The sequence below is a fragment of the Myroides indicus genome, assembly GCF_004364575.1.
Taxonomy (GTDB): Bacteria; Bacteroidota; Bacteroidia; order Flavobacteriales; family Flavobacteriaceae; genus Flavobacterium; species Flavobacterium indicum_A.
In genome coordinates this window covers 1-23559 of the sequence record NZ_SOAG01000012.1, presented here as the reverse complement: position 1 = coordinate 23559, position 23559 = coordinate 1, and the positions used below count along the sequence as shown (strand labels likewise).

Here is a 23559-nt window from a genome sequence, read left to right as displayed (position 1 = left end):
ATTGTATGTGTGGAATAGTTGGATATATCGGACATAGAGATGCTTTTCCTGTAATTATAAAGGGACTAACCCGCCTGGAATACAGAGGATATGACAGTGCTGGCTTAGCCGTATTTGACGGAGAACAGATAAACCTTTGTAAAACGAAAGGAAAGGTTTCTGACTTAGAAGCTAAAAGCACAGAAGAGATAAAAAAAGGAACTGTCGGAATCGGGCACACCCGATGGGCAACCCATGGCGTTCCAAATGATGTTAACTCTCATCCCCATTTTTCTAATTCCGGAGAATTGGTAATTATTCACAACGGAATTATTGAAAATTACGATTCTTTAAAAAAGGAACTGATTAAACGGGGATATACATTTAAATCAGATACTGATACCGAAGTTTTAATCAATTTGATTGAAGATGTTCAAAAAACCCAAGGTGTAAAGTTAGGAAAAGCAGTACAAATTGCTTTAAATCAAGTTGTGGGAGCTTATGCTATTGCAGTAATGGACATCAAAAAACCAGATGAAATTGTTGCTGCCCGACTTGGAAGTCCGCTGGCAATAGGGATAGGTGAAAATGAATATTTTATTACTTCTGACGCCTCTCCTTTTATTGAATATACCAATAATGCCATTTATTTAGAAGATGAGGAAATGGCAGTGATTCGTTTACACAAACCGCTTCGCATCAGAAAGATAAAAGACGACAGTTTAGTGGATCACTACGTTCAGGAATTACAACTAAATCTTGAACAAATAGAAAAAAATGGCTATGACCATTTTATGCTGAAAGAGATATACGAACAGCCCGAAGTAATTAAAGACACTTTCAGAGGTCGTTTGCTGGCAAACCAGGGACTTATCAGAATGGCTGGAATTGAAGACAATATAGATAAGTTTTTAAACGCCAAAAGAATAATCATCGCCGCTTGTGGTACATCTTGGCATGCTGGTCTAGTTGCCGAATACATTATTGAAGAATTTACGAGAATCCCGGTTGAAGTAGAGTATGCATCTGAATTCAGATACAGAAATCCTATTATCAACAACGATGATATTATTATCGCTATTTCTCAATCGGGAGAAACAGCAGACACACTCGCTGCGATAAAGCTTGCCAAGAAAAAAGGAGCTTTTGTTTTTGGCGTATGCAATGTAGTAGGTTCTTCCATTTCCAGAGAAACTCATGCAGGCGCTTATACTCACGCCGGTCCGGAAATAGGAGTTGCTTCTACTAAAGCCTTTACAACTCAGGTAACTGTACTAACATTGATTGCTCTTAGGCTGGCAAAAGCAAAAGGAACACTGTCCAACTCTGAATACCAGAAATATCTGCACGAATTGGAAACGGTTCCGGAAAGAGTGGAAGAAGCACTTACACAAAATGATACAATTTTTAAAGTGGCACAAGCCTACCAATCTGCCACTAATTGTCTTTATCTTGGACGAGGGTATAATTATCCAGTTGCATTGGAAGGAGCTCTTAAACTCAAAGAAATTTCTTATATACACGCTGAAGGTTATCCTGCAGCAGAAATGAAACACGGACCTATTGCTCTTATTGATGAGCATATGCCGGTGGTTGTAATTGCTCCTAATCAGCATCACTATGACAAGGTTGTGAGCAATATACAGGAAATTAAAGCCCGAAACGGAAAAATTATTGCTGTAGTTACTAAAGGAGATAAACAAGTAAAGGAATTAGCAGATCACGTTATTGAAGTTCCGGGAATTTCTGAAGCCTTGTCTCCGATCTTAACTACTATCCCTCTTCAACTACTATCTTATCACATAGCCGTTTTAAGGAATTGCAATGTAGATCAGCCGCGAAATTTAGCAAAGTCAGTAACAGTAGAATAGATAAAAATGCGAGTTAATATTTAGCTCGCATTTTATATTTAAAAATAAAAATTTCAAACTTTTTAATTTTCAGAAAAAAAACTATCTTTGCACTCTGAAAAAGTATAATTTTTCACCAAACCTAAATAGCTGTTAAATAAATACATAAGCAATGTCTAAAGTTACAGGAAAAGTTGCGCAAGTTATCGGACCAGTAGTTGACGTGGTTTTCAACACTGAAAACGCCGAACTTCCGAAAATTTACGATTCGTTAGAAATCACAAGACCAGATGGTTCAAAATTAGTACTTGAGGTACAATCTCATATTGGAGAAGACACAGTCAGAACTATTTCCATGGATTCTACTGATGGTTTAAGCAGAGGATACGAAGTATCAGCTACTGGAGCTCCAATTCAAGTACCCATTGGCAAAGAAGTATTTGGTAGATTGTTTAATGTTGTAGGAGACGCTATTGACGGTCTTGGAGATTTGCCAAAAGAAGGACAAAACGGATTGCCTATCCACCGTCCTGCTCCTAAATTTGAAGACTTATCAACTTCTACAGAAGTTTTATTTACAGGTATTAAAGTAATCGACCTTATCGAACCTTATGCAAAAGGAGGTAAAATCGGATTATTTGGCGGTGCCGGAGTAGGTAAAACTGTATTGATTCAGGAGTTGATTAATAATATCGCAAAAGGTCACGGAGGACTTTCTGTATTTGCAGGAGTTGGAGAGCGTACTCGTGAAGGAAATGACTTATTGCGTGAAATGTTGGAATCAGGCATTATCAAATATGGTGATGATTTCATGCACTCTATGGAAAATGGCGGATGGGATTTGTCAAAAGTAGACAAAAGCGGCATGCTAGACTCTAAAGCTACTTTCGTTTTCGGTCAGATGAACGAACCGCCGGGAGCTCGTGCTCGTGTAGCTTTATCAGGATTGACAATTGCTGAATATTTCCGTGACGGAGCTGGAGATGACCAAGGAAAAGACGTTCTTTTCTTCGTAGATAATATCTTCCGTTTTACTCAAGCAGGTTCTGAAGTATCTGCTTTATTAGGACGTATGCCTTCTGCAGTGGGATATCAGCCTACTCTAGCTACAGAAATGGGAGCCATGCAAGAACGCATTACTTCAACCACAAAAGGATCTATTACTTCTGTTCAGGCGGTTTATGTACCTGCGGATGACTTAACTGACCCTGCACCGGCAACAACATTTGCTCACTTGGATGCTACAACTGTATTATCTCGTAAAATTGCTGAGCTAGGAATTTATCCGGCTGTAGATCCATTGGATTCTACTTCTCGAATCCTTACTCCAGAAATTTTAGGTAAAGAACACTATGCTTGTGCACAAAGAGTAAAAGAAATTTTACAAAAATATAAAGAACTTCAGGATATTATTGCAATCCTGGGTATGGAAGAATTATCGGAAGAAGACAAACTAGCTGTACACAGAGCTCGTCGTGTTCAACGCTTCCTATCTCAACCGTTCCACGTTGCAGAGCAATTTACAGGTATCCCTGGAGTTTTAGTAGATATTAAAGATACAATCAAAGGGTTTAATATGATTATAGATGGTGAACTTGATCATTTACCAGAAGCTGCATTTAACTTAAAAGGATCAATAGAAGAGACTATTGCTGCCGGAGAAAAAATGCTTGCTGAAGTTTAATCAATTCAATCTTATTAAAAAACACCACTATGAAATTAGAAATTGTATCACCTGAAGCTGTTTTATTCTCCGGAGAAGTTACCTCTGTTTCTGTTCCGGGCATCGACGGTGAGTTTCAAATGCTAAACAATCACGCCCCTATTGTATCTATTTTAACAAAAGGTGATGTCAAATTTAGCGGAGACAATATCGTTATTGCTTCAGAATTTAAATCTAAATTTCAACAGATAAGCAATACCACTTATCACTTATCTATATCTTCCGGAACGATAGAGATGAACGCAAATAAAGTTATCGTATTAGTGAATTAATATCTTTTAGAGATACTACATACAAACAACAATAATAAAAGCGCGATTAATATTTAATCGCGCTTTTTAGTTATATTCCTTTTGAAGGTACTGGTACTCTAAAATTAATTGCATTACAATAAAAACTTCTCGGCACTAACTCCCTTTTCAGTATTTTTAATGAAGTATAAATAATTCAAGCTGACTTTTTCGCCAACTTGAATTATTTACTAATAACCGAATAAATCTTCTAAAGTAACTTCTTTAATTTTTCCGAATTTTTTAACCGCTTCCCAGTCCAAATTTTCCTTTTTACCCAATAGTCCAACATTGAACGATTTTCCTTTTACATGTGCATTAAAAAAATCAACCAAGTCTACCATCTTCATGCTTTTAGTTTTACTGTAGATATCTTTATTAATATCATAATTTAAACCCCTTTCCTGAAGTGATAACCAGTAATAAAAAATTTGAGCTTTAGTATAACGCTGTGAAGCAATACTCTTTAAAACGGAATTCTTAGCATTTTCAAATTGATTTTCCACTTGCGGCATATTATTCATCAGTTCCATCATAGCATCAACCGCTTGTGGCAATTTGTTTGCCTGTGTTCCTACATAAGCCATCAAATAGTTATGTTTATCCGCTTTGCCTGCATTGGTATAATATGCATAAGCAGAATAGGCTAAAGATTTTGACTCTCTGATTTCCTGAAAAACAACAGAGGCCATTCCTCCTCCAAAATAGTTATTAAATACACTGCTTGTTGCCAGTAAATCTTTGTCAAACTTTTTTTCTCTTCCTCTGTAAGTAATTTCTGCCTGAACCATGTCATAAGGCGTAAAATAAAGTGTGCCATCTGTCTCCGGTTCCGGATAAATTTTAGCAGCCGGTATTTTTTTGCCTTTTCCTAAATTATGATTTTCAACAATCGCTTTTTCGGTGTTTTCCAAATCATTTCCGTAATAAAACACATCCTGATTATAGTCAAAAAACGAATGAACAAGACTTACCAATTCTGCGGGTTTGATAGATTTTAATTCTCTCTCACTTAAAATATCTTTAAATCTGCTCAACTCTCCATTTGAAATAATATAACTATTTAGTGCTCTCTGGATTCCTCCTTTACTGGATTTGGCATCTGATCGAGATTTCAAGATCTGATCTACTAAATTGTTATACGCCTCCTGATCTGCTTTCGCATTAGTTACTAAATGCTCTAACAGCTTAATTCCTTGCGGGATATTTTCTTTTAACCCCTTAAGAGTAACATAGGTTTTATCCGTTCCTGTTATCAAAGCATATTCAATTCCCAATTTGTAAAACTCTTTCTGAATATCCTCTGCTGAATATTTATCCGTGCCCAAATACTCCAAATAACCAATCGCCAAACTTAGCTTTTTATCGTGATCAGAGCCGATAGGCGTTATGTACGTTACTGTTGCCAAATCATTTGTTGTATTGACAATGGAAAACAAGTTGGTTTTTTGTTTACCTATTTTTTGACGCTTCATCGCTTTGTCAAAATCCACAAACTCCGGCTCAATCTCAGCTACATTGATTTGACTCAATCGCTTATAAAACTCAGACTCGCTGTCTCTATTTAAATCAACAGGCGTAATTCCGGGATTTTCTACGCGAATCAAATCTTTATTTTCTCCTTGTTTTTTATAAACAATTACGTAATTATCTCCATAATTTTTATTGGCGAACTCAACAATTTCCTGTTTTGTTATTTTAGACATTCTGTCTAAGTCAGCTACAACATCTTCCCACATTCTACCCTGAATAAATGCATTGTACATTTCTGTAGCCATTGCATCATTACTCTCCAAAGCTTCCATTGATTTTTTACGGAAATCATTTACTACAGCCTGCAAAATCCAATCGTCAAACTCTCCTTTTTTTACCTTTTCAATTTCTGCCAATAAAATGTCTCTAACTTCTTCTAATGTTTGACCTTCATTGGGCATTCCTGTTAACTGATGAACAGAATAATCTTTCATAATCATAGATGAACTTGCAGCATACAGTGTTTTTTGCTTTTGATTAATATCTAAATCAATTAATCCCGCCTGTCCATTACTCAACAACATATCTATCAAAGACAAATAAAGGGCGTCTTTGGTTTTAGACCCACCTAAACGGTACCCGATCTCAATTCTTTCACTTTGCGGACTAAAAATATCAACTGTTTGTACCTTGGTTAAAGGCTTTTCTGCTGCTACATATTCTTTGGGCTGAATTCCTTTTTTCATACTGCCGAAATAGGCATTGACCAATTTTATAGTAGGTTCAAACTCCAGATCTCCCACTAATACAACAGCCATATTATTTGGCACGTAATATTGATCAAAGTAGTTGTGAATCGCTTCCATAGAAGGATTTTTTAAATGCTCGGAAGTACCTATGGTAGTTTGCGTTCCATAGTGCGTTGTAGGAAAAAGCAATTTCATCATAGCCTGATGAGAAGCCCAGTAATCGTTGTCTTGTCCTCTGTTGAACTCTTCATAAACAGCTTCCAGCTCTGTGTGAAACAAACGCAATACTAATTCTGAAAAACGCTCACTTTCTATTACTAAAAACTTTTCTAACTCATTGGAAGGTATTACGTTCTTGTAAACCGTTTCATCAAACCAGGTATGAGCATTCGTTCCTTCTGCTCCAATAGAGGCAACCGATTTATCATACTCATTGGCAACAGCGTACTGAGAGGCTGTTTTAGAGATTTCGTCTATTTTATGGTAAATAGCTTTTTTCTTTTCCGGATCAGTTGCTCTTTTATGCTGTTCATATAAGTCTGAGATTTGTTTTAACAGCGCTTTCTCTGTTTCCCAATCTACCGTACCCAGTTTAGAGGTTCCTTTAAACAACATATGCTCTAAATAGTGAGCTAATCCTGTATTATCCTCAGGGTCATTGTTAGAACCCGTACGCACCGGAATATAAGTTTGAATTCTTGGCTCATCGTGATTCTGCGCGAGATAAACTTTCAGACCATTACTAAGGGTATAAATTCTTGCTTTTGCCGGGTCGTTTTCTACGTATTCATAAGTAAAGCCATTGCTGTCCTTCTGGGTAATTGTTTTGTACTGAGCATGTAATATTCCGCTCAATGAAAAGATAAAACCCAATATGAGGTGTTTCATTTTCATAAGATTAACTATTCATTTTTGATTATCCTCCAAAGCTATAAATAAAACTCTTTTCTTTTTAAAAGGAAAGAAATTTTTATATCGAAAGATTATAAGTCTACTTTTAGCTAGCCCCCGACTTTGGAATCTAAAAGCCAAGCAAAAAATACTCCAAAATTTTGGGAAACATAATCTATAACAAAACTGCTTCTACCATAAAAATACCCAAAAATGGGTATTGACAGCTATATTACTGATAATTTAATTTTACAAAATTGAAATATGTTGATACGATTTCTTCAAATGCTAACATAAATTACTGTATTATGAAAAAATTTCATCTTATTTACGCTGCCTTCATCATAGGTAATGCAATTTTTTGGAGCGGATGTTCCAAAAATGACAACGACAGTCCTGATCCCGATCCTAAACAGGAAATTACGATGCCCAAAGAAGCTTTTCAGCTTCAAATTGTGGAAGCGCAATTTTCACAACCGCTTTTGCAGGAAGAATACGATGCCGATTTGGGCGGAATTCCGCTTAAACTAGTTCGTTCAAACGACAACACATTAGTATTCTACGTTCCGGGAACAACTGCTGTAGGAGAAACGACGTTAAATATTCCACAGCTGGAAGCTCAATCCAAATTTGAGGTTAAAAAAAGTGTTTTAAACGGCAACGAAGAAGTCATTTTAAAGCCTTTTTTTGAAGATTTAAACTTTAGCCAAAACAGAATATCCGATGAAGAATATTCGGAGTATCTGGCAGATGCTCTAACGGCGTTTGAAGCATATTACAAATCGCTTTCCAAGGACGACAAAAACCAAATGGCGCTGTTTTATCAGGTAAACGAAAACTGGTTTAAAAAAATTTTAGGTTTAAACTCAACTCCAAAGTTTACTACGTTAGGAGCAGCTTCTACTTTTAAGAGTGTAAAAAATTATCAACTAACTGTGCTAACTTTTGTAACAAGTGGTTTAATTGTTGTTTATGGAGCAACTCCTTTAGAAAAATCAGTAGCGGCTGTTGCTTGCTTAGCATCCGGAGCATTCGCCTGGCAATATCAAAAAGAGTTAGTTGGCGAAATCAAAATTGTCGATAAAATAGTGGATAAAATCATTGATCCTGTTTTTGGAAACCAAATCACAAAAAGCACACTGGGAACTCAAGGGCTTGTTTTTACAAATGACGAGGCTCAAAATGTAAATTTGTATACCGGAAACAGAAGTGTAACCACTGCTGATGAATTAAGCACTGCCGAAGGAACAAGCATTTATTTTGATGCTTACGGACGTTTGATAAACATCACAGAAAAGGTAAACGGTGTTATTCAATTTATAAACGATAATCTGTTTTTTTCTAATATTTCACAGATACCCGTTCACAAAATACCTGATTCTGCCGAAATGCAAAGCGGTGTTTTAACAGCAGAGGATTACAACAGTTTAAAGTTTACGGTAGCTGATGCCAATGTACAACTGTCTGATGTTGCTTTTGAAAACGGTGTGGTACGCATGAAAATGACCGTTAAAAATCCCGATGCTGTAACCGGAAACAGCGTAAAAACCACGTTAAACTATACTTATCAAAACGAGTTTAGCAATGCTAACGGAAGTATTGCCATAGAGATATTTATTGAAAATAATCCTTGTGATAATAGTAATACAATACCTCCTATAATTACCAATACAGAAATTGTATGTAATTCATATGGAGGTATCTCTATTTTAATTTCTTTTACAGCCGATGGTACCGGAGCATTAATAAGCTCTGACTCTGGTGCATGTGATCAGGCAGATATGTGTTATCCTGTTCGATTATATTTTCTCAGTCCGGGAGCTTCTGAATATTCTATAGCTGCTAATGGTTATAGCGCCAAACTTAAATCAGGGAGCGTAAATGCTGGAGTTATAGAAATTATAATCAGCACCCCCTACTGTTTGCCAGAAAAAACTGCCGCTCAATCATTAGAACAATTCTATCCTAATTATCAATGGAAATTGGAACTTATGAACGGTTGCAATCAAAGATCTAACCAAGTAAGCTTATAATAAATTAAGTTTTTGTCTGAGTACTCCTCTGCTGAAAGTCAAGATATTTTGCACAAAAACATAATAAACAAGCGCAAGGCTTATAACTTTACTCCACAGACAGCTCTTTACCACAAAAGTAAAGAGCTTTTTTATTATACTAAACGTTATTGTACATCAATCGCTTCATAAATAGGTTGCCCAATATTTCCGTTTGGAAATTCTATTTTTAGGATTTGTGAAATTGTCGGGGCAATATCTGTCATATGGGTTTCTCTAACTGTTTTTCCGGGTTTTACTCCCCAGCCCATAAATACGGCAGGAATATGCGCATCGTAAGAATTCCATGAACCGTGGGTAGTTCCTTTCCCGTCTTTTTTACCGCTGTACCACTGTGGTTCTAGAATATACTGAATTACGCCACTTCTTTTAATATTATATCCATTTACAATACGCTCTCTTAGTTTTTGTGGTATGGCCGAAACAGATGCTTTATCCATATCGGTAACAAACGCTATACCTTCTATTTTTTTTAGTTCTTTGACAATAGCACTTCGGATATCTTCTTCATCCAATTCTTTTTCTGCAATCAGTGTATTGTTTAAGTGGACCTGATAATTCATCAAACTAGCTACAATACCCTCTTCTTCGAATTGATCCTGCAATTTTTCATTAAGCTGCTTTTTAATTTCTTTAGTACTAAAATAACCAGAGTTTCCTTTTTGATCAGCAAAAAACTTAGGATTATGTGCTGCTCCATGATCAGCCGTCAAAAAGAAAGTATAATTGCCCTTTCCTATATGTTGGTCTAAATACGATAGAAAATCAGCTAAATCAGCGTCCAATCTCAGATAAGTATCTTCTATTTCAATAGAATTTATGGCAAACTGATGTCCTATATAATCTGTAGAAGATAAGCTTACTGCTAAAAAATCTGTAAAGCCTCCTTCATTATTACCTAGTTTTTCCTCGTGTATTGCTTTTTTGGCAAAATCTAACGTTAATGTATTTCCATACGGAACAGATTTAATCAGTTCATAACCATTCTCTTTTTTCAATTTATTTAAATTCCTTGGAAAAACCGGTTTATCTTCTCCCTTAAATGCTTCTTCATATGCATTGTCATCAGTCGTACTCAACACATACGTATCTATCGGATATAGTGTATTCCATCCCTTTTTAAGGTATTCGTCAGGATACCTTTTCGTGTTAAATTCCCTTACCCATTTTGGCAAAGTATTCATATAGTAAGTACTGGTTATCCAATCACTCGTAGCTCCGTCTAACCAATAGGCAGCATCTGCAAAATGTCCGGCGGGTAAAATTCCTCCCCTGTCTTTAATGGCAATACCAATAACTTTAGATTGAAAATTTGTTGCCAATTTCAATTGATCCGTAACAGTTGATACCAATAAGTTGTTTGGCGACTGTTGTCCTACTTTTCCTTCTCCTCCCACTGCTTGAACACTATCATCCTGCGTACAGTACATATTTTCTCCCGTTGCCTGAATAATAAAATCGTTTCCTGCTATTCCGTGAATTGCCGGAACACTTCCCGTATAAACTGTACTGTGCCCGATCGCGGTATAGGTAGGGACATAATCAATCAGCATATTTTCGCTTGAAAACCCCTCGGATAATAAGCGCTTAAATCCATTTTCCGAATATCTATCGTAATATTTATATAAATAATCCCATCGCATTTGATCTATGACCATCCCCACAACCAATTTGGGTTTAGGTAGCGTTTCGTCAGCAAAAACAGAAATTGAAAACAAACAGCACATAGCTGCCAATAGTGTAGACTTAAAATTCATTATTTTATATTTTATAGCAAAGTGTTCTTTCTAAAAACAGTAAACAAAGCTATACAAAGTATTCTTCTAAAACAGCAGGTCTTTTAAATTTGAACTTTTTTTAACATCAAAGTAAAATGGTGATAATATGGGGCAATAGCATTCTAAACACTATACTAAAATTCAGATTTATGCTAAATAAAGATTATGATGAAAAATAAATTATTTTCAGCTTAAATAAATTAGTTAATTATATGTTATAAATAACGTATAACTATCTAAATATAATTTATATAGATAATATATATAATGTTAATTTCTATTTTGAATCTATTTTTATTCTATTGTTAAAAATTCTTTAATCCACATCTTTTTAAATATTTTTGATTTTTAATAATTTAAAACCAGCTATAGCTATTCAATTTTAATTTGATATGATCATTTTTTAATTAAGTAGCTCTAGTCAGATTTGGATATATTGTACTAAATAAACTTTAATAAACATGAAACTGAAACTAACAACTATTTTTCTGGGAATTACTATGCTTCTTGGGTATTTGTTATTCGCTAACCAGAAATTTCAAAGTCTTTTCTCAGATGACTTTGTACGTGAGCAGATATATTCATTTGACAAAAAGAGTAGTTCAAAAACAACAACTAATTTGAGTGAAATTTTTAATGATGATTTTGAAACTACACAAAACTGGAGTTTTGTCAATTCTGATATAAATAAATGGTACGTTGGATCTACTATCAATAATGGGGGAACTAACGGTTTATATATTTCTAATGATAATGGGGCGAGTAATGCCTATAGTAATTCCAAATTAACTGAAGAAGTTAGTTTAGCACTAAGTCCTTCTTTTACAATTCCTAGTGGTGCAAAAGATTACATTATTAGTTTTGATTGGAGCTGTGTTGGAGAAGGTTCTAGCTGGTCAGTTAGTGATGCATTAAGTATCTGGCTTATTCCTGAAACATATTCGCCACCAAAAAATTTGAGAATTAACCCTTCTTCTGGCGGAATATTAGTGAGTGGAGATTTGTATGATCAGGCTACTTTTAAGAAAGAAATAGCAGAAGTAGACTTAAGTAGTTTTGCCGGAACTAAAATGAAATTAGTTTTTCAATGGGTGAATAATCAATGGACAGTAAATCAACCTCCAGCTGCGGTCGACAATATTTCAATTTATGAAAAAACTTGTGAACAACCATCCGACCTTGAAGTAAAAGATATAGAGCTAGATAAAGCTACTGTTACCTGGTCTGCACCTAATAACTCTATTACTGACTTTGAAGTATTTATTGGAACAGATACTAAGTATCCGACAGGAGTAGGCTCCGTAGATGTTAAAGGCGCCACTGAATATACATTTACTAGCTTGAATGCGAGTACTTACTATTATGTATGGTATCGATCTGTATGCTCTGCCTCTGACAAAAGCTACTGGGTGGGGCCTGTAAAATTTATGACTAAATGCGGCGTATTTCCTACTCCTTTTTTCGAAACATTTGATACAAACTCTTTGAGTGTAGAATGTTGGACATTTCTACAAGAAAATAATGCAGATGATACTTCTTTTGAAATAACATCAGTTTATTTAATGAATGGAGATAGAGGACTGATGTTTCAAAGTTATGATTACGGCGGTAGTACAAAACATGACAGTTATGCAATAACCCCTACTTTTAATTTAGATGGTGGCATCTACAAATTAACCTATTACTATAAAACCTCACCCTCTGGAGGTAATGAATTTGAAGTTTTATTATCCGATAATGGAATTAGTGCAGATAAATTCACTACAACGCTTATAGCGAAACAAAAATACCAAAAATCAAATTATGAAAAAGAAACGGTATTTATATCAGGTATTACAGGAGAAGTTAACATCGCATGGCATATAAATTCAGTAGGCGAGTCTACTTTTCATTTAGATGATGTGAATCTTGAAAAAGTTAGTTGTACAGAACCCCTCCATCTAGAAGTATCGGATATTAAAACAAATAGTGGAAAATTTAAATGGGACGATGATATTGCAACAGAATGGGAATATACAGTTGTAAATTATGGAAGCGCTCCGACTAGCACGGGCACAAAAGTTTCTAACCAAGAAGTTGTTGTGACAAAAGATGCATCAGGAAATAATCTTACACCTGATACAGAATACGAATTCTATGTAAGAGCTAAATGTCTAGACGGTACGTTTGGTGATTGGGTAGGTCCTTTGTATTTTAAAACTGCATGTAATGCTAAAAATGTACCCTATGTTGAAGGATTTAATACAATAGAAAGTGATTTGGGTTGTTGGACAATTTTAGATATAAACAATGATGGTACATCTTATGGAAATAAGTGGGATCAGTCAGAATGGACCGTTTATGAGGGAGACAGATGTATGTATTATAGTGGATCATCACCAGTAAATGATGATTGGTTAATTTCTCCAGGATTTAATCTGACAGGCGGGCTGTATGCAGTCACTTTCTATTATCAATTAGATCAATATACAACAGCAGATGTTCAGGTTAAATTATCTGTTAATGGAGTAGAACCGTCAGCGTTTACACAAACTATCGGAACTACCCTTACATATGTGGGAGCATTTTATACTAAAAAAGTAGTATATGTAGAAGGCGTAACAGGTGTGGCTAATATTGGCTTTCATGTAGAAGGAATCAGTGGTACAATTCAATTAGACCTGTTTAGTATTGAAAAGGTTGATTGTCGTGCTCCGGAAGATATAATTATCACAGATATAGGAAGCAAGAGTATAGATATATCATGGACAGATAATACGAATAATAGCTGGGAATATTATGTTTTACCTGAAAATGGGTTGAATACTCCTCCTGTAGGATCAGGTGCTATGGCTACAAATACGAATGTTAGTATTGACAGAGTTACTAATCCTAGTGCTCCGTTAGAACCAAATACAGAATATAAGTTGTTTGTACGATCAGCTTGTGGAACAGGTAAATTTAGCGAATGGGTTGGTCCAATAAAGTTTAGAACAGAATGTGAAATTGCCACTCTTCCATATCAGGAAGGGTTTAATTCTGATTCGGAAACTCAGTATTGCTGGAGAATTGTCGATGGAAATAATGATGCTCCCTGGTATGGCGGAGCCGGTGAATGGTTTACTACAGATGCTCAGGCATACGAAGGAGATCAATCTATGTATTTTACAAATTTTGATTCAACTAATGATGATTGGTTGATCTCGCCAACCTTCGAGTTCGATAAAAATAAGGTTTATCGTATAACATATATGTATCGTACAGAACCAGGTGTACATGCTGAATTTGAAGTAAGACTGTCTGATTCAGGAAGAGAAAAAGAAGATTTTACACAAGTTTTATTGCCTAATGCAATTTATGATAATGTTCCATGGAAAAAACACAAGTTTTTACTTTCAGATATTGATGGTGAAGTGAGTATTGCGTTTTATGTAACAGATTTTAAAGAATGGGGTTCACGTGTTTATATTGATGATTTCAGAGTCGAAGAAGTTACAAATTGTCCGGAACCACTAACGCAAGGTGCAGAAAATATTACAGGAACATCCGCAGATATTTTTTGGGATAATGATTTTGGAAATACAAATTGGGAATATTTTGTCCGTAAAAAAGCTTTTTTGATTGCCCCTCCTCTTTCAGATGGAACTCCAACAACATCTAATAAAGTAAATGTTACAAAAGATAATTTTGGAGGTAATTTGGAAGGAAATACATGGTATGAATTTTATGTACGTTCAAAATGTGATGACGGATCAAAAACAGAATGGACGGGACCTTACTATTTTAGAACAGATTGTACTTATTCTACATTGCCTTATTGGGAAGGTTTTAATGGTGACGACAGTTCACTTCGCTGCTGGACCATGGTAAATGGTAATTCAGGAGCTAGTTTATGGAAACAAAGTGCTTCTAATACATATGAGGGTTCTCATGCGATGAACCTTACGCAATCTGGTACAGCTGATTCTGATGATTGGCTTATTTCTCCCTTGTTCAAAAACCTGGATTCGACTAAAACATATAGAATCAAATTTAATTATAGAGGTACCGGTTCAGGAAATAACGAAATGGAAATTCTGGCCTCAACAACCGGAATTAACGCAACAGATTTCACACAGACAATTGTCCCAAAAACGAGTTATAAATCATCTACCTATCAAGATGGAATTTACTTCTTTAGCGGAATTTCTGGAGATATGTATTTAGCATTTCACGTTGTTGGGGATGGGGCTAAAAACATTACTATTGATAATTTATTTATAGATGAAGTTACAACTTGTGGTCAACCGTTTAATTTAAATGCTAAAGATATCCAAGGCTCCAGTGTAAATCTGTTTTGGGATGATGCTTTTAATGCTTCAGCTTGGCAGTATATAATTCAGGAAACCAAACAAATTGCTCCAACTGATATGGATACTGGAATACCAACATCATCAAACGACTTTACTGCAGATAAAGATATTAATGGTAAAAAACTCGTCCCAAATACGGACTATGTTTATTATGTTCGTACAGATTGTGGCAATGGCTCTTTTAGTGAATGGACAGGACCATTCTCTTTCACTACTGCTTGCGATGCTTATACAGTTCCTTTTACTGCTGGTTTCAATACTAATTCTAAACAATTACGTTGTTGGACAATCACAAATGGTGGAGGCGGTACTACAAATTGGACAACAAATTCTACATGGGCTTATGAAGGAGACGCTTTAATGCAATTTAAACAAACATCTGCAGCGGCAGAAGCTGATGGATATCTTATTTCTCCTGAAATTGCTTTTGTAGCGGGTAAAAATTATGTATTAAAATATTATTATAAGACTGATCTTGTGAATATGAATGAGTTTGAAGTTTTACTTTCTACAAAAGGTAATGATATTTCAGACTTCACAACTACTTTATTAACCAGAAAATCCTATAATAATGATAATTATAAACAGGAAGTAATTTACATTTCGGGAATATCTGGAAATGTAAATATTGCATGGCATACCATGACAAAAGGAGCGATGACGCTAGGAATAGACTATGTTACTATAGAAGAGGCTTCTTCTTGTCCAGAGCCAACAAATGTAACAGTTACAAATTATACAGATAGTACTATTGATGTAGAATGGACCCAAAATTCTGGTGTTAATGAATGGGAAGTTTATGTAGTAGAATATGGTAATTCAATTCCTGCTGGATCAAGCGGTTCGGTTGTTACGGGTACTCCAAAATATAAAGCAACCGGACTCGAAAGTGGTAAAGCATATCATATTTATGTTCGTGCAAAATGTCCTGACGGTACAGACATGAGCAATTGGTCTACACCTGCAAATGGACCTACAGAAGTAACGGGTAACGGAGAGTGTACAGGGGCTATTACTATTCCTGTAAACAGTGGTGCAGATTGTATACAAAAAACAGGTGTATCCACTATAGGCTCACCAGAAGTGATGCCAAATACACAATCAAACTGTATGGATTATCGCCATACAAATGAAATGTGGTTTGAGTTTACAGCATTATCGTCAACTCATCTAATATCATTTGATAATTTAATAAGTATAGGTGAGTTAGAGTCTCCTTCTATTTCATTTACAGTTTATTCAGGTAACTGTGGACCTTCTATTTTCGGGACTATGGTAAATTGTTACGATTTTGATGGTTCATATGGAAGCCCTTCAAAAGATGATACTGCTGCTACAATAAGCGGATTAATACCTGGTAATAAGTATTATCTCCGAGTGGCTATACCTGAAGGAAAGTTTTTGTTTAATATATGTATTACTACAAATGAAAACAACTATGTGTCAGTAAGTAAAACTGGAGATGAATACACAACAGAAGAATTGGTAAAAGATGTCTTAATCCAATCCGATTGTGATTTAGTATCTAACGTAAAATACCAAGTAGGTGATGGAAGTTCAGCAACAAGTTTTATAAATGCCTTAGGCTATTTTAATCAAAACGGTTCTAGTTTTCCGTTTGAAGAAGGAATTGTTTTAGCAACACATGATATAGCTACAACCCCTGGTCCATATTATGATTATGGAGACGCGGGAGGATTTATGGGGGTAAGAGGAAGAATTCCAGACTGGGAAGGAGATGAAGATTTGAATGCCATTATTGCAAGTGCTGGCGGTAATGTTTATGGCGGAAATAAATCTGTAGCAACATTAGAATTTGATTTTGTACCGATTAAAGACACCATTAAATTTGAATATTTATTGGCGTCCGAAAGTTACCTGCATAATTGTACAGTTGTTTGTTGGGGAGCAGGATCTATTTTTGCGGCGTGGCTGACAGAAATTGAAACAGGGCAAGGACAAAACCTCGCTATAATACCTGGAACGAACGAACCTATTACTATTTCAACAGTCCGGGATACAGAACGTTCTGGCGCTATGTGCGAAAGTGTTCATCCAGAATGGTTTGGAAACTACTATGGAAACGGACAAGATGATCCACTTTTAGCACCAATTAACTATATTGGAATGACAAAACCAATGAGCTCTAAACCTATTGCCGTAAAACCAGGAGTAAAATACCGTATTAAATTAGCAATAGCTGATTACTGTAATACAAACCACGTTTCTGCCGTGTTTTTTAATGCTAGAAGTTTTGATTTAGGAGGCTTAGATCTTGGACCTGATTTCTTAATAGAAGACAATACAGCTATTTGTAGTACAAATACAAAAACAATTCATTCGGGCTTATCTCCTGAAAATGTTAAGATTAGCTGGTATAAAAACGATGAGCTTATAGAAGGAGAAAATAAGCCAGATTTAGAAGTTGGAGAAGCAGGTGTTTACAAAGCAGTTGCTTACTATGAAGAAATTAAATGTGAGATTTCCGGAAGTATTACAGTAGAAATGTATCCTCCTATTTCCGAAAGCGTACATCAGGCAAAAGATATTATTGTTTGCAGACAAGCTTTGGAAGAAGTTTCTGTTAATTTGATCTCTGTAGAAACAGAAATGTTTAAAGATGTTGAAAGAAGTGATTATACTACAGAATACTATAAGACAATCGAAGAAGCCGAAGCATCGGAGAATGCAATATCTAATGCAGAAAATTATGCATTGGGCAAAGAACCACAAGCCCAAACAGTATATATCCGTGTTGAGAGTATGATAACGGGCTGTCATGAGATATTTGAGTTACACATTCAGCCGGAACAAGGTGCTATTCCGGATAAACCATCTGATGTTACGGTTTGTGCAGAATATGTATTCCCTCAAGTAAATGAAAAACAATATTATTATATGCAGCCGGGAGGAGAAGGAAAAGCTTATAAAATGGGAGACGTTTTAGCTGAACCGGGTGAGCATACCATTTATCTGTTACAGATAAACAATGAGGAAGGTTGTTACGAGGAAATAGCTTATAAAGTAAAAATAACAGCACCTGTAGTGGCAGATGTATTTGAAGATAAAACACTAAGCTGTGAGTACTACGAGCTAAAACCACTTTCTGAGTACAATCATTATTTTACAGAACCGGGAGGAAATGGCGACGAACTATACCCAGGCAGACAGATTCTCGAAAAACAGACCATTTATGTGTATGCCAGTTCAGAAGGCGGTTTATGTACGGATGAAAGCAGTTTTACTATCGATTATGAAGATTGTCCGATACCAAGAGGAATCTCTCCCAATAACGATGGTTTAAATGATGCTTTTGATCTGACACCTCACGGCGTGGAAAACATAAAAATTTATAATCGATGGGGTACAGAAGTTTATTCGCATGGAGCTGGATATACCACCCAGTGGCACGGACAAAATAAAAACGGCAAACAACTTCCGGACGGAACGTATTACTACGTAATTCAGGCGCATGGCAAAACCCGAACCGGATGGGTACAGATTAATAAATAATTATTAGTTTTTTGGTTAGATTTGGTTAGAAGAAGGGGCTGTTTTTACAGCCTCTTTTTTTATACTTATTAATTTTTTGGAAAAATATCCGAATTACTTTTTTACAAAAATCTTGAGTATAAAATCTTTTTTAAAGAGGTTTTTTTTAGTGCAATTATTAACAAAACAAAACAAAAACATTTAATTTACTCATTTTCAACATATTATCAATTGTTAAATTTTCAAATTGTTTACTATTAGTTTACTGTTAAAATTAGGTTTCTTCTTGTTTTATGTATTATTTAGTCGGTAAGGTTTACAAATAAAACCCCCTACCAATTAAAATTATACATTATGAACAAAAAAACTATTTATGTCATTTTAGTTTTTTTTCTGTTAACAGTTACCTTTGGATTTTCAAACTGGATTAACAAAGACCAATTTTCTTTCAAAGAAAACGATGTAACAACAGAAGAAAAACTTTTTAAAACAGAGCACAAAACACAATCTACATTTGCATGTGCTTCTCCTTCTGATCAGGGAGTAAAAAATCTTAAAAGTGATGAAGCCACTATTTATTGGGATGACAATTCCGGCACTGCCTGGGAATATATCATTCAGCTTCCTACAGATCCTTATCCTACCGGATCTGGAACACCTGTAAATACAAAAGAGGTAATTGTAACGCAAGATAGCAAGGGCAATAACCTTCAGCCTAATACCACTTATGAGTTTTATGTACGTACTGATTGTGGGACAGATGGTCAAAGCAGCTGGCTAGGACCGTTTGAATTTAAAACCTTGTGCGCTTCTTTCACTATTCCTTTTGTAGAAACATTTAATACAACCTCTGTCAGTTTAGATTGCTGGACTTTTATAGATGCTAATAATGATGCCAACCCTAGTAATGTTTGGAGAAGTAATATTTGGAAAAAGGAGGATCAAAATCCTTATGAAGGAAATGGTGCTGTTTTCTTTGGAGGAGATCGCAATAAAACACACGATGACTGGTTGATTTCTCCTGCTTTAGAGCTTTCGGATACTGAAATATATGAAGTTACATATTATATAGTGGTATCTGGAGAAAATAATGAATACGGGGTTTTACTATCTGTAGACGGTATGGATTTAGATAATTTTACGCATGTTTTAAAGCCCTATGAAAATACCAAGGGGTATCATCTTTATGAAAAAAGAAAGCTCTACATAGAAAATATAAGCGGAAAGGCGCATCTAGGCTGGCACACAATTTCTTCAGGAATAACGGGTATCTATATTGATTTGGTTTCTGTTGAAAAAGTTTCGTGTAAAGGGGTAGATCAAACAAACATAGAAATTGCTGAATCAAAAAGAGATGAGGTAACCATTGAGTGGAAAGACGATAATAATAGCAATTGGGAATATTACGTACAGCCTTCTAATAACGGTCTTCCAATACCTTCGGGAGGAGGAATCCTTACTGGCTCAAAAAAAGCTGTTATAAATAGAACTACAGGTTCAGGCGGTTTAGCCCTTCAGCCTAATACAGAATATGAATTTTATATTCGTTCTCAGTGTAATTTAGGAGCCAATAGTACTTGGGAAGGTCCCGTACTGTTTAAAACATCCTGCGATGTTGTTAGTCTTCCTTTTTGGGAGGGCTTTAATTCTACATCGGATACTTTTAATTGCTGGAAGATTATTGATGCCAATAATGATGGAGCAATGTGGAATAATGCGGGTGATTATTATGAAGGAGATAGGGGGATGAGATTCCGCAGTGGTGTTAGTACTGGTTTTTCTACTACTAATGATGAATGGCTTTTTTCACCTACCTTTCAGTTGGATCAAAATAAGATTTATAAATTAAGTTATAAGTATAAATTAAGCGATCCCTATAAAAGCTCTCCGGTTATGGGGGTGTTAGCCAGTAATAAAGGACAAGTTATAGATAACGATGCAGCTGTAATTGTGCCTTATAATGAAGCAATGGGTAATAGTTGGGATCAGAGCTCATGGAAAAAAGAAGAAATTTATTTTACAGATGTAGGTGGTGAGGTTAATTTGTTATGGCATGTTAAGGGTACTACACTACAGAATTCAACATCATTGTTTGGAGGAGATTCTTTTTATTTAGACGATATGCTTATTGAAGAAGTAGTTTGTCCAAGCCCGCTTATAGTAGACATTGAACAAGAGGAAGATAAAGAAGAGATTAAGCTGTCTTGGCAAAATGAATTTGGAAGCGATAGTTGGGAGTATTACATAAGGAAGCCATCGCAAGATACTCTACCTCCTTCAGGCAGCGGGATTTATACCAATCAAACGGAAAATATTGTAGACAAAGATTTTTTCGGAGACCTTTTGGAATCTAATACAGAATACGAAGTGTATGTACGTTCCTATTGTAGTACTGGGAAATACGGAGAATGGTCGGGACCTTTTATTTTTAAAACAGCATGCGGAGTTTTTCAGGTGCCTTTTTGGGAAGGGTTTAATTCTGGTTCAAAAACCTTGGATTGCTGGCTGTTTTATGACGACATGACAAAATTATTTGGATTATATGAGAGTGTGTGGATAAGCGAAGATATTACAACATACGAAGGAGATGGGGCACCACAAATATTCTGGATTACTTTTGATACTGAGAAAAGTGAAAATTGGCTAATCTCTCCTTCTATTTATTTGGATGGTGGAGATTACGTTTTAAAATACAACTATTTAGCGCCACCCGATTTAGGTGGAATGTATCTTTTTTCCAATGAATTCGAGTTGTTGTTATCTACAGATGGTACAGATTTCGATAATTTTACAACAGTGCTACAGTCTGAGCAAAACTTGCAATCCAAAGTCTGGGACGAACAAACCGTTTTTATAAGTGGAATTACCGGAAATGTTAACTTAGCATGGGTAATAAAAGCAGCAGATGCATTTATGGCGATTGACAATGTGAGCCTTACCAAAGTAGAAAACTGCCCGGAACCTTATGATATAAAGGAAACAGATTATTCTGAAGATAGTGTTACTATAGAGTGGAAACAGGAAGGCAATATCACAACGTGGGAAGTATATGTTTCTGATTCCGATTCTTTACCGCCTGCATCCCCCGCCACGCTCATCAAAGTATCCGGAAATCCAGAAGTTACCCTTCCTAATTTAGACTCCGGCAAAAAGTATACTATATATGTCAGGGCAATATGTTCTGAAGCTAATTATACCAGTGCCTGGTCTACTCCTTTAAAAACTACCACAAAGATACAGAACGATGATTGCAGCAGTGCAATTAATATTCCGGTAAATAAAGGATATGAATGCATTGAAAACCAATTAGTGTCTTTTAAAGGAGCTACAGCCTCTGCAGCAGCTGATCCGGATTGTTATTTTGACGATTATCCCAAAAAAGACGTATGGTTTGAATTTGTTGCAACTTCGTCTTGGCATAGGATAGCCATTAACGAAGAGGAAATATATCCTAAAAGCCGAAGTAATCTTTTAGAAGCGGAACTTGACAATTATCCTCAAATTTATGGAGCTATATATGAAGGGGATTGTTCCTCAAATATAGCAGGTACGAGCTCGCCTGCTTGTTTTATGTTTTCCGAAAAAATGGGGTATGGCTATGATTCTACTTTAACCGAGCGCTATGAAGATGCATTAACTGTTATTGTAAGCGAGCTTGAGCCAGGTAAAAAGTATTATATAAGATTGCAGATGGATGAAAGAAGACCCGAATACTTTTTTAATATTTGTATTACTTCTCCCTATATTGAGACGGAGGGTATAAGTGATGAATATGATGAAGAACAGTTAGTAGAAGACTATTTGTTTGGAACCACGTGCAATATCATTTCAAATGTCAATTATACACAGGGAGATGGAAGTAACCCCTCCATAAACTCCTTAGGCTCTTTTAATAAGGCAGGATCGTATTTTCCTTTTGAAGAAGGATTGGTACTGTCTACTTTTTCGATAGACGAACTTCCTGGACCAGGAACTTCTTTTAATGGGTTTCCTGTCGATCAGGTGGATAGGTTTCCATTGATGAATTTAACATCGGATATCCAACTTTTTTTAGAAGATATTTATTTCCCTTCTACTTTTCTCCACAAGATTGCAAGTTTGGAATTTGATTTTGTAGCGTTACAGGACACCTTGCAGTTAGAGTATTTATTTGGTTATAAAAGATCACAAAACTGTACCCCATATTCGAACGCCTATTCAGCGGTTTTATTGACAGACTTAACCACCGGCACAACAGAAAACATATTGTTAACGCCTGAAACAAAAGACCTTATTTCTGATTTTTATATCAAAAAGTTTGTTGATGAGGAGAGAGAATGCCAAAACAGGAATCCAACCCTGTTATGGAAAGATTTTAATGAAATAGATAGGTATAGTGGTAAAATATCCAGAGAAGAACTGTGGAATAATCCCACGTCACTCAACGTATTGTTTCAGGTCATGACTACAGAAAAACTGGTTCTTAACCCCGGAAAGAAATATAGAATTCAAATTTTAACCGGCACACATGAAGATCCTTTCCTTCCAGGACCTAGACCTAATGCTTTGTTTTTAAATAAGCTCTCCCAAAGCTTTATTCCAACAGTAGAATTGGAGGTTTTAAAAGACGATAACTATTGTAAAGTTAAAAAGCGAAAAATTGTTGTAAACTTTAATGTGGATCAAACGATTAAGAAAAAAATAGAGTGGTACAAAGACGGCGTTCTGTTAGAAGGAGAAAATGCTATGGAATTATCAGCCAGCGAAAACGGAGCATATGAAGTGGTAATTTCATTAGCTGATTTTGGCTGTGAGTTTTCGGGTTCCATAGAATTAGAAATTCGTCCTCTTATTTCAGAAGTTGTGCAACAACCGGAGGCAATACAGGTATGCCATTCTTCCTTACAAGATATTGTGGTTAATTTAAAACAAGCCGAGAAAAGTATGTTTAA

The 23559-nt window shown here is 35.7% G+C and carries 8 protein-coding genes; 6 read left to right on the top strand and 2 right to left on the bottom strand.

All coding sequences use genetic code 11. The features are described from left to right. Positions 1–5 precede the first annotated feature (5 nt). The 3 genes from glmS to C8P70_RS06295 all read left to right on the top strand — a co-directional run bounded on the left by glmS (position 6) and on the right by C8P70_RS06295 (position 3824). Positions 6–1850, top strand: coding sequence for a glutamine--fructose-6-phosphate transaminase (isomerizing) (gene glmS / locus C8P70_RS06305; RefSeq protein WP_133712495.1), 1845 nt, complete (start codon positions 6–8; stop codon positions 1848–1850). A 151-nt stretch (positions 1851–2001) separates the two neighbouring features. Continuing rightward, complete coding sequence (atpD, locus tag C8P70_RS06300; protein ID WP_133712494.1) at positions 2002–3513, top strand: F0F1 ATP synthase subunit beta; 1512 nt, start codon at positions 2002–2004, stop codon at positions 3511–3513. Between the two features lie 29 nt (positions 3514–3542). After that, a complete protein-coding gene (locus C8P70_RS06295) occupies positions 3543–3824 on the top strand; it encodes a FoF1 ATP synthase subunit delta/epsilon (protein ID WP_133712493.1) in 282 nt (93 codons plus the stop codon). 209 nt (positions 3825–4033) lie between these two features. Here the strand turns inward: C8P70_RS06295 and C8P70_RS06290 are convergent, their stop codons facing one another. After that, the gene (locus tag C8P70_RS06290; RefSeq protein WP_133712492.1) at positions 4034–6958 is read right to left on the bottom strand and encodes a M16 family metallopeptidase; all 2925 of its coding nucleotides are present in this window, start codon (positions 6956–6958) and stop codon (positions 4034–4036) included. A 305-nt stretch (positions 6959–7263) separates the two neighbouring features. Here C8P70_RS06290 and C8P70_RS06285 point away from each other — a divergent pair, with 305 nt between their 5' ends. Then, complete coding sequence (locus tag C8P70_RS06285; RefSeq protein ID WP_133712491.1) at positions 7264–8988, top strand: hypothetical protein; 1725 nt, start codon at positions 7264–7266, stop codon at positions 8986–8988. A 146-nt stretch (positions 8989–9134) separates the two neighbouring features. On the opposite strand, the gene pafA is transcribed toward C8P70_RS06285, so the two are convergent. After that, complete coding sequence (pafA, locus tag C8P70_RS06280) at positions 9135–10784, bottom strand: alkaline phosphatase PafA (RefSeq protein ID WP_133712490.1); 1650 nt, start codon at positions 10782–10784, stop codon at positions 9135–9137. 482 nt (positions 10785–11266) lie between these two features. Between pafA and C8P70_RS06275 the strand changes: the two genes are divergently transcribed. Beyond that, entirely contained in the window at positions 11267–18649 is a 7383-nt protein-coding gene (locus tag C8P70_RS06275) for a choice-of-anchor J domain-containing protein (protein ID WP_133712489.1), read from the top strand. 333 nt (positions 18650–18982) lie between these two features. After that, on the top strand, positions 18983–23559 hold a 4577-nt coding region (locus tag C8P70_RS06270; RefSeq protein WP_133712488.1), incomplete at its 3' end, for a choice-of-anchor J domain-containing protein.

Excerpts from the sequence above, each read along its gene's own strand:
- atpD (WP_133712494.1), top strand. The coding sequence starts at position 2,002 with ATGTCTAAAGTTACAGGAAAAGTTGCGCAAGTTATCGGACCAGTAGTT.
- C8P70_RS06295 (WP_133712493.1), top strand. The coding sequence starts at position 3,543 with ATGAAATTAGAAATTGTATCACCTGAAGCTGTTTTATTCTCCGGAGAA.
- glmS (WP_133712495.1), top strand. The coding sequence starts at position 6 with ATGTGTGGAATAGTTGGATATATCGGACATAGAGATGCTTTTCCTGTA.
- C8P70_RS06275 (WP_133712489.1), top strand. The coding sequence starts at position 11,267 with ATGAAACTGAAACTAACAACTATTTTTCTGGGAATTACTATGCTTCTT.
- pafA (WP_133712490.1), bottom strand. The coding sequence starts at position 10,784 with ATGAATTTTAAGTCTACACTATTGGCAGCTATGTGCTGTTTGTTTTCA.
- C8P70_RS06290 (WP_133712492.1), bottom strand. The coding sequence starts at position 6,958 with ATGAAAATGAAACACCTCATATTGGGTTTTATCTTTTCATTGAGCGGA.
- C8P70_RS06285 (WP_133712491.1), top strand. The coding sequence starts at position 7,264 with ATGAAAAAATTTCATCTTATTTACGCTGCCTTCATCATAGGTAATGCA.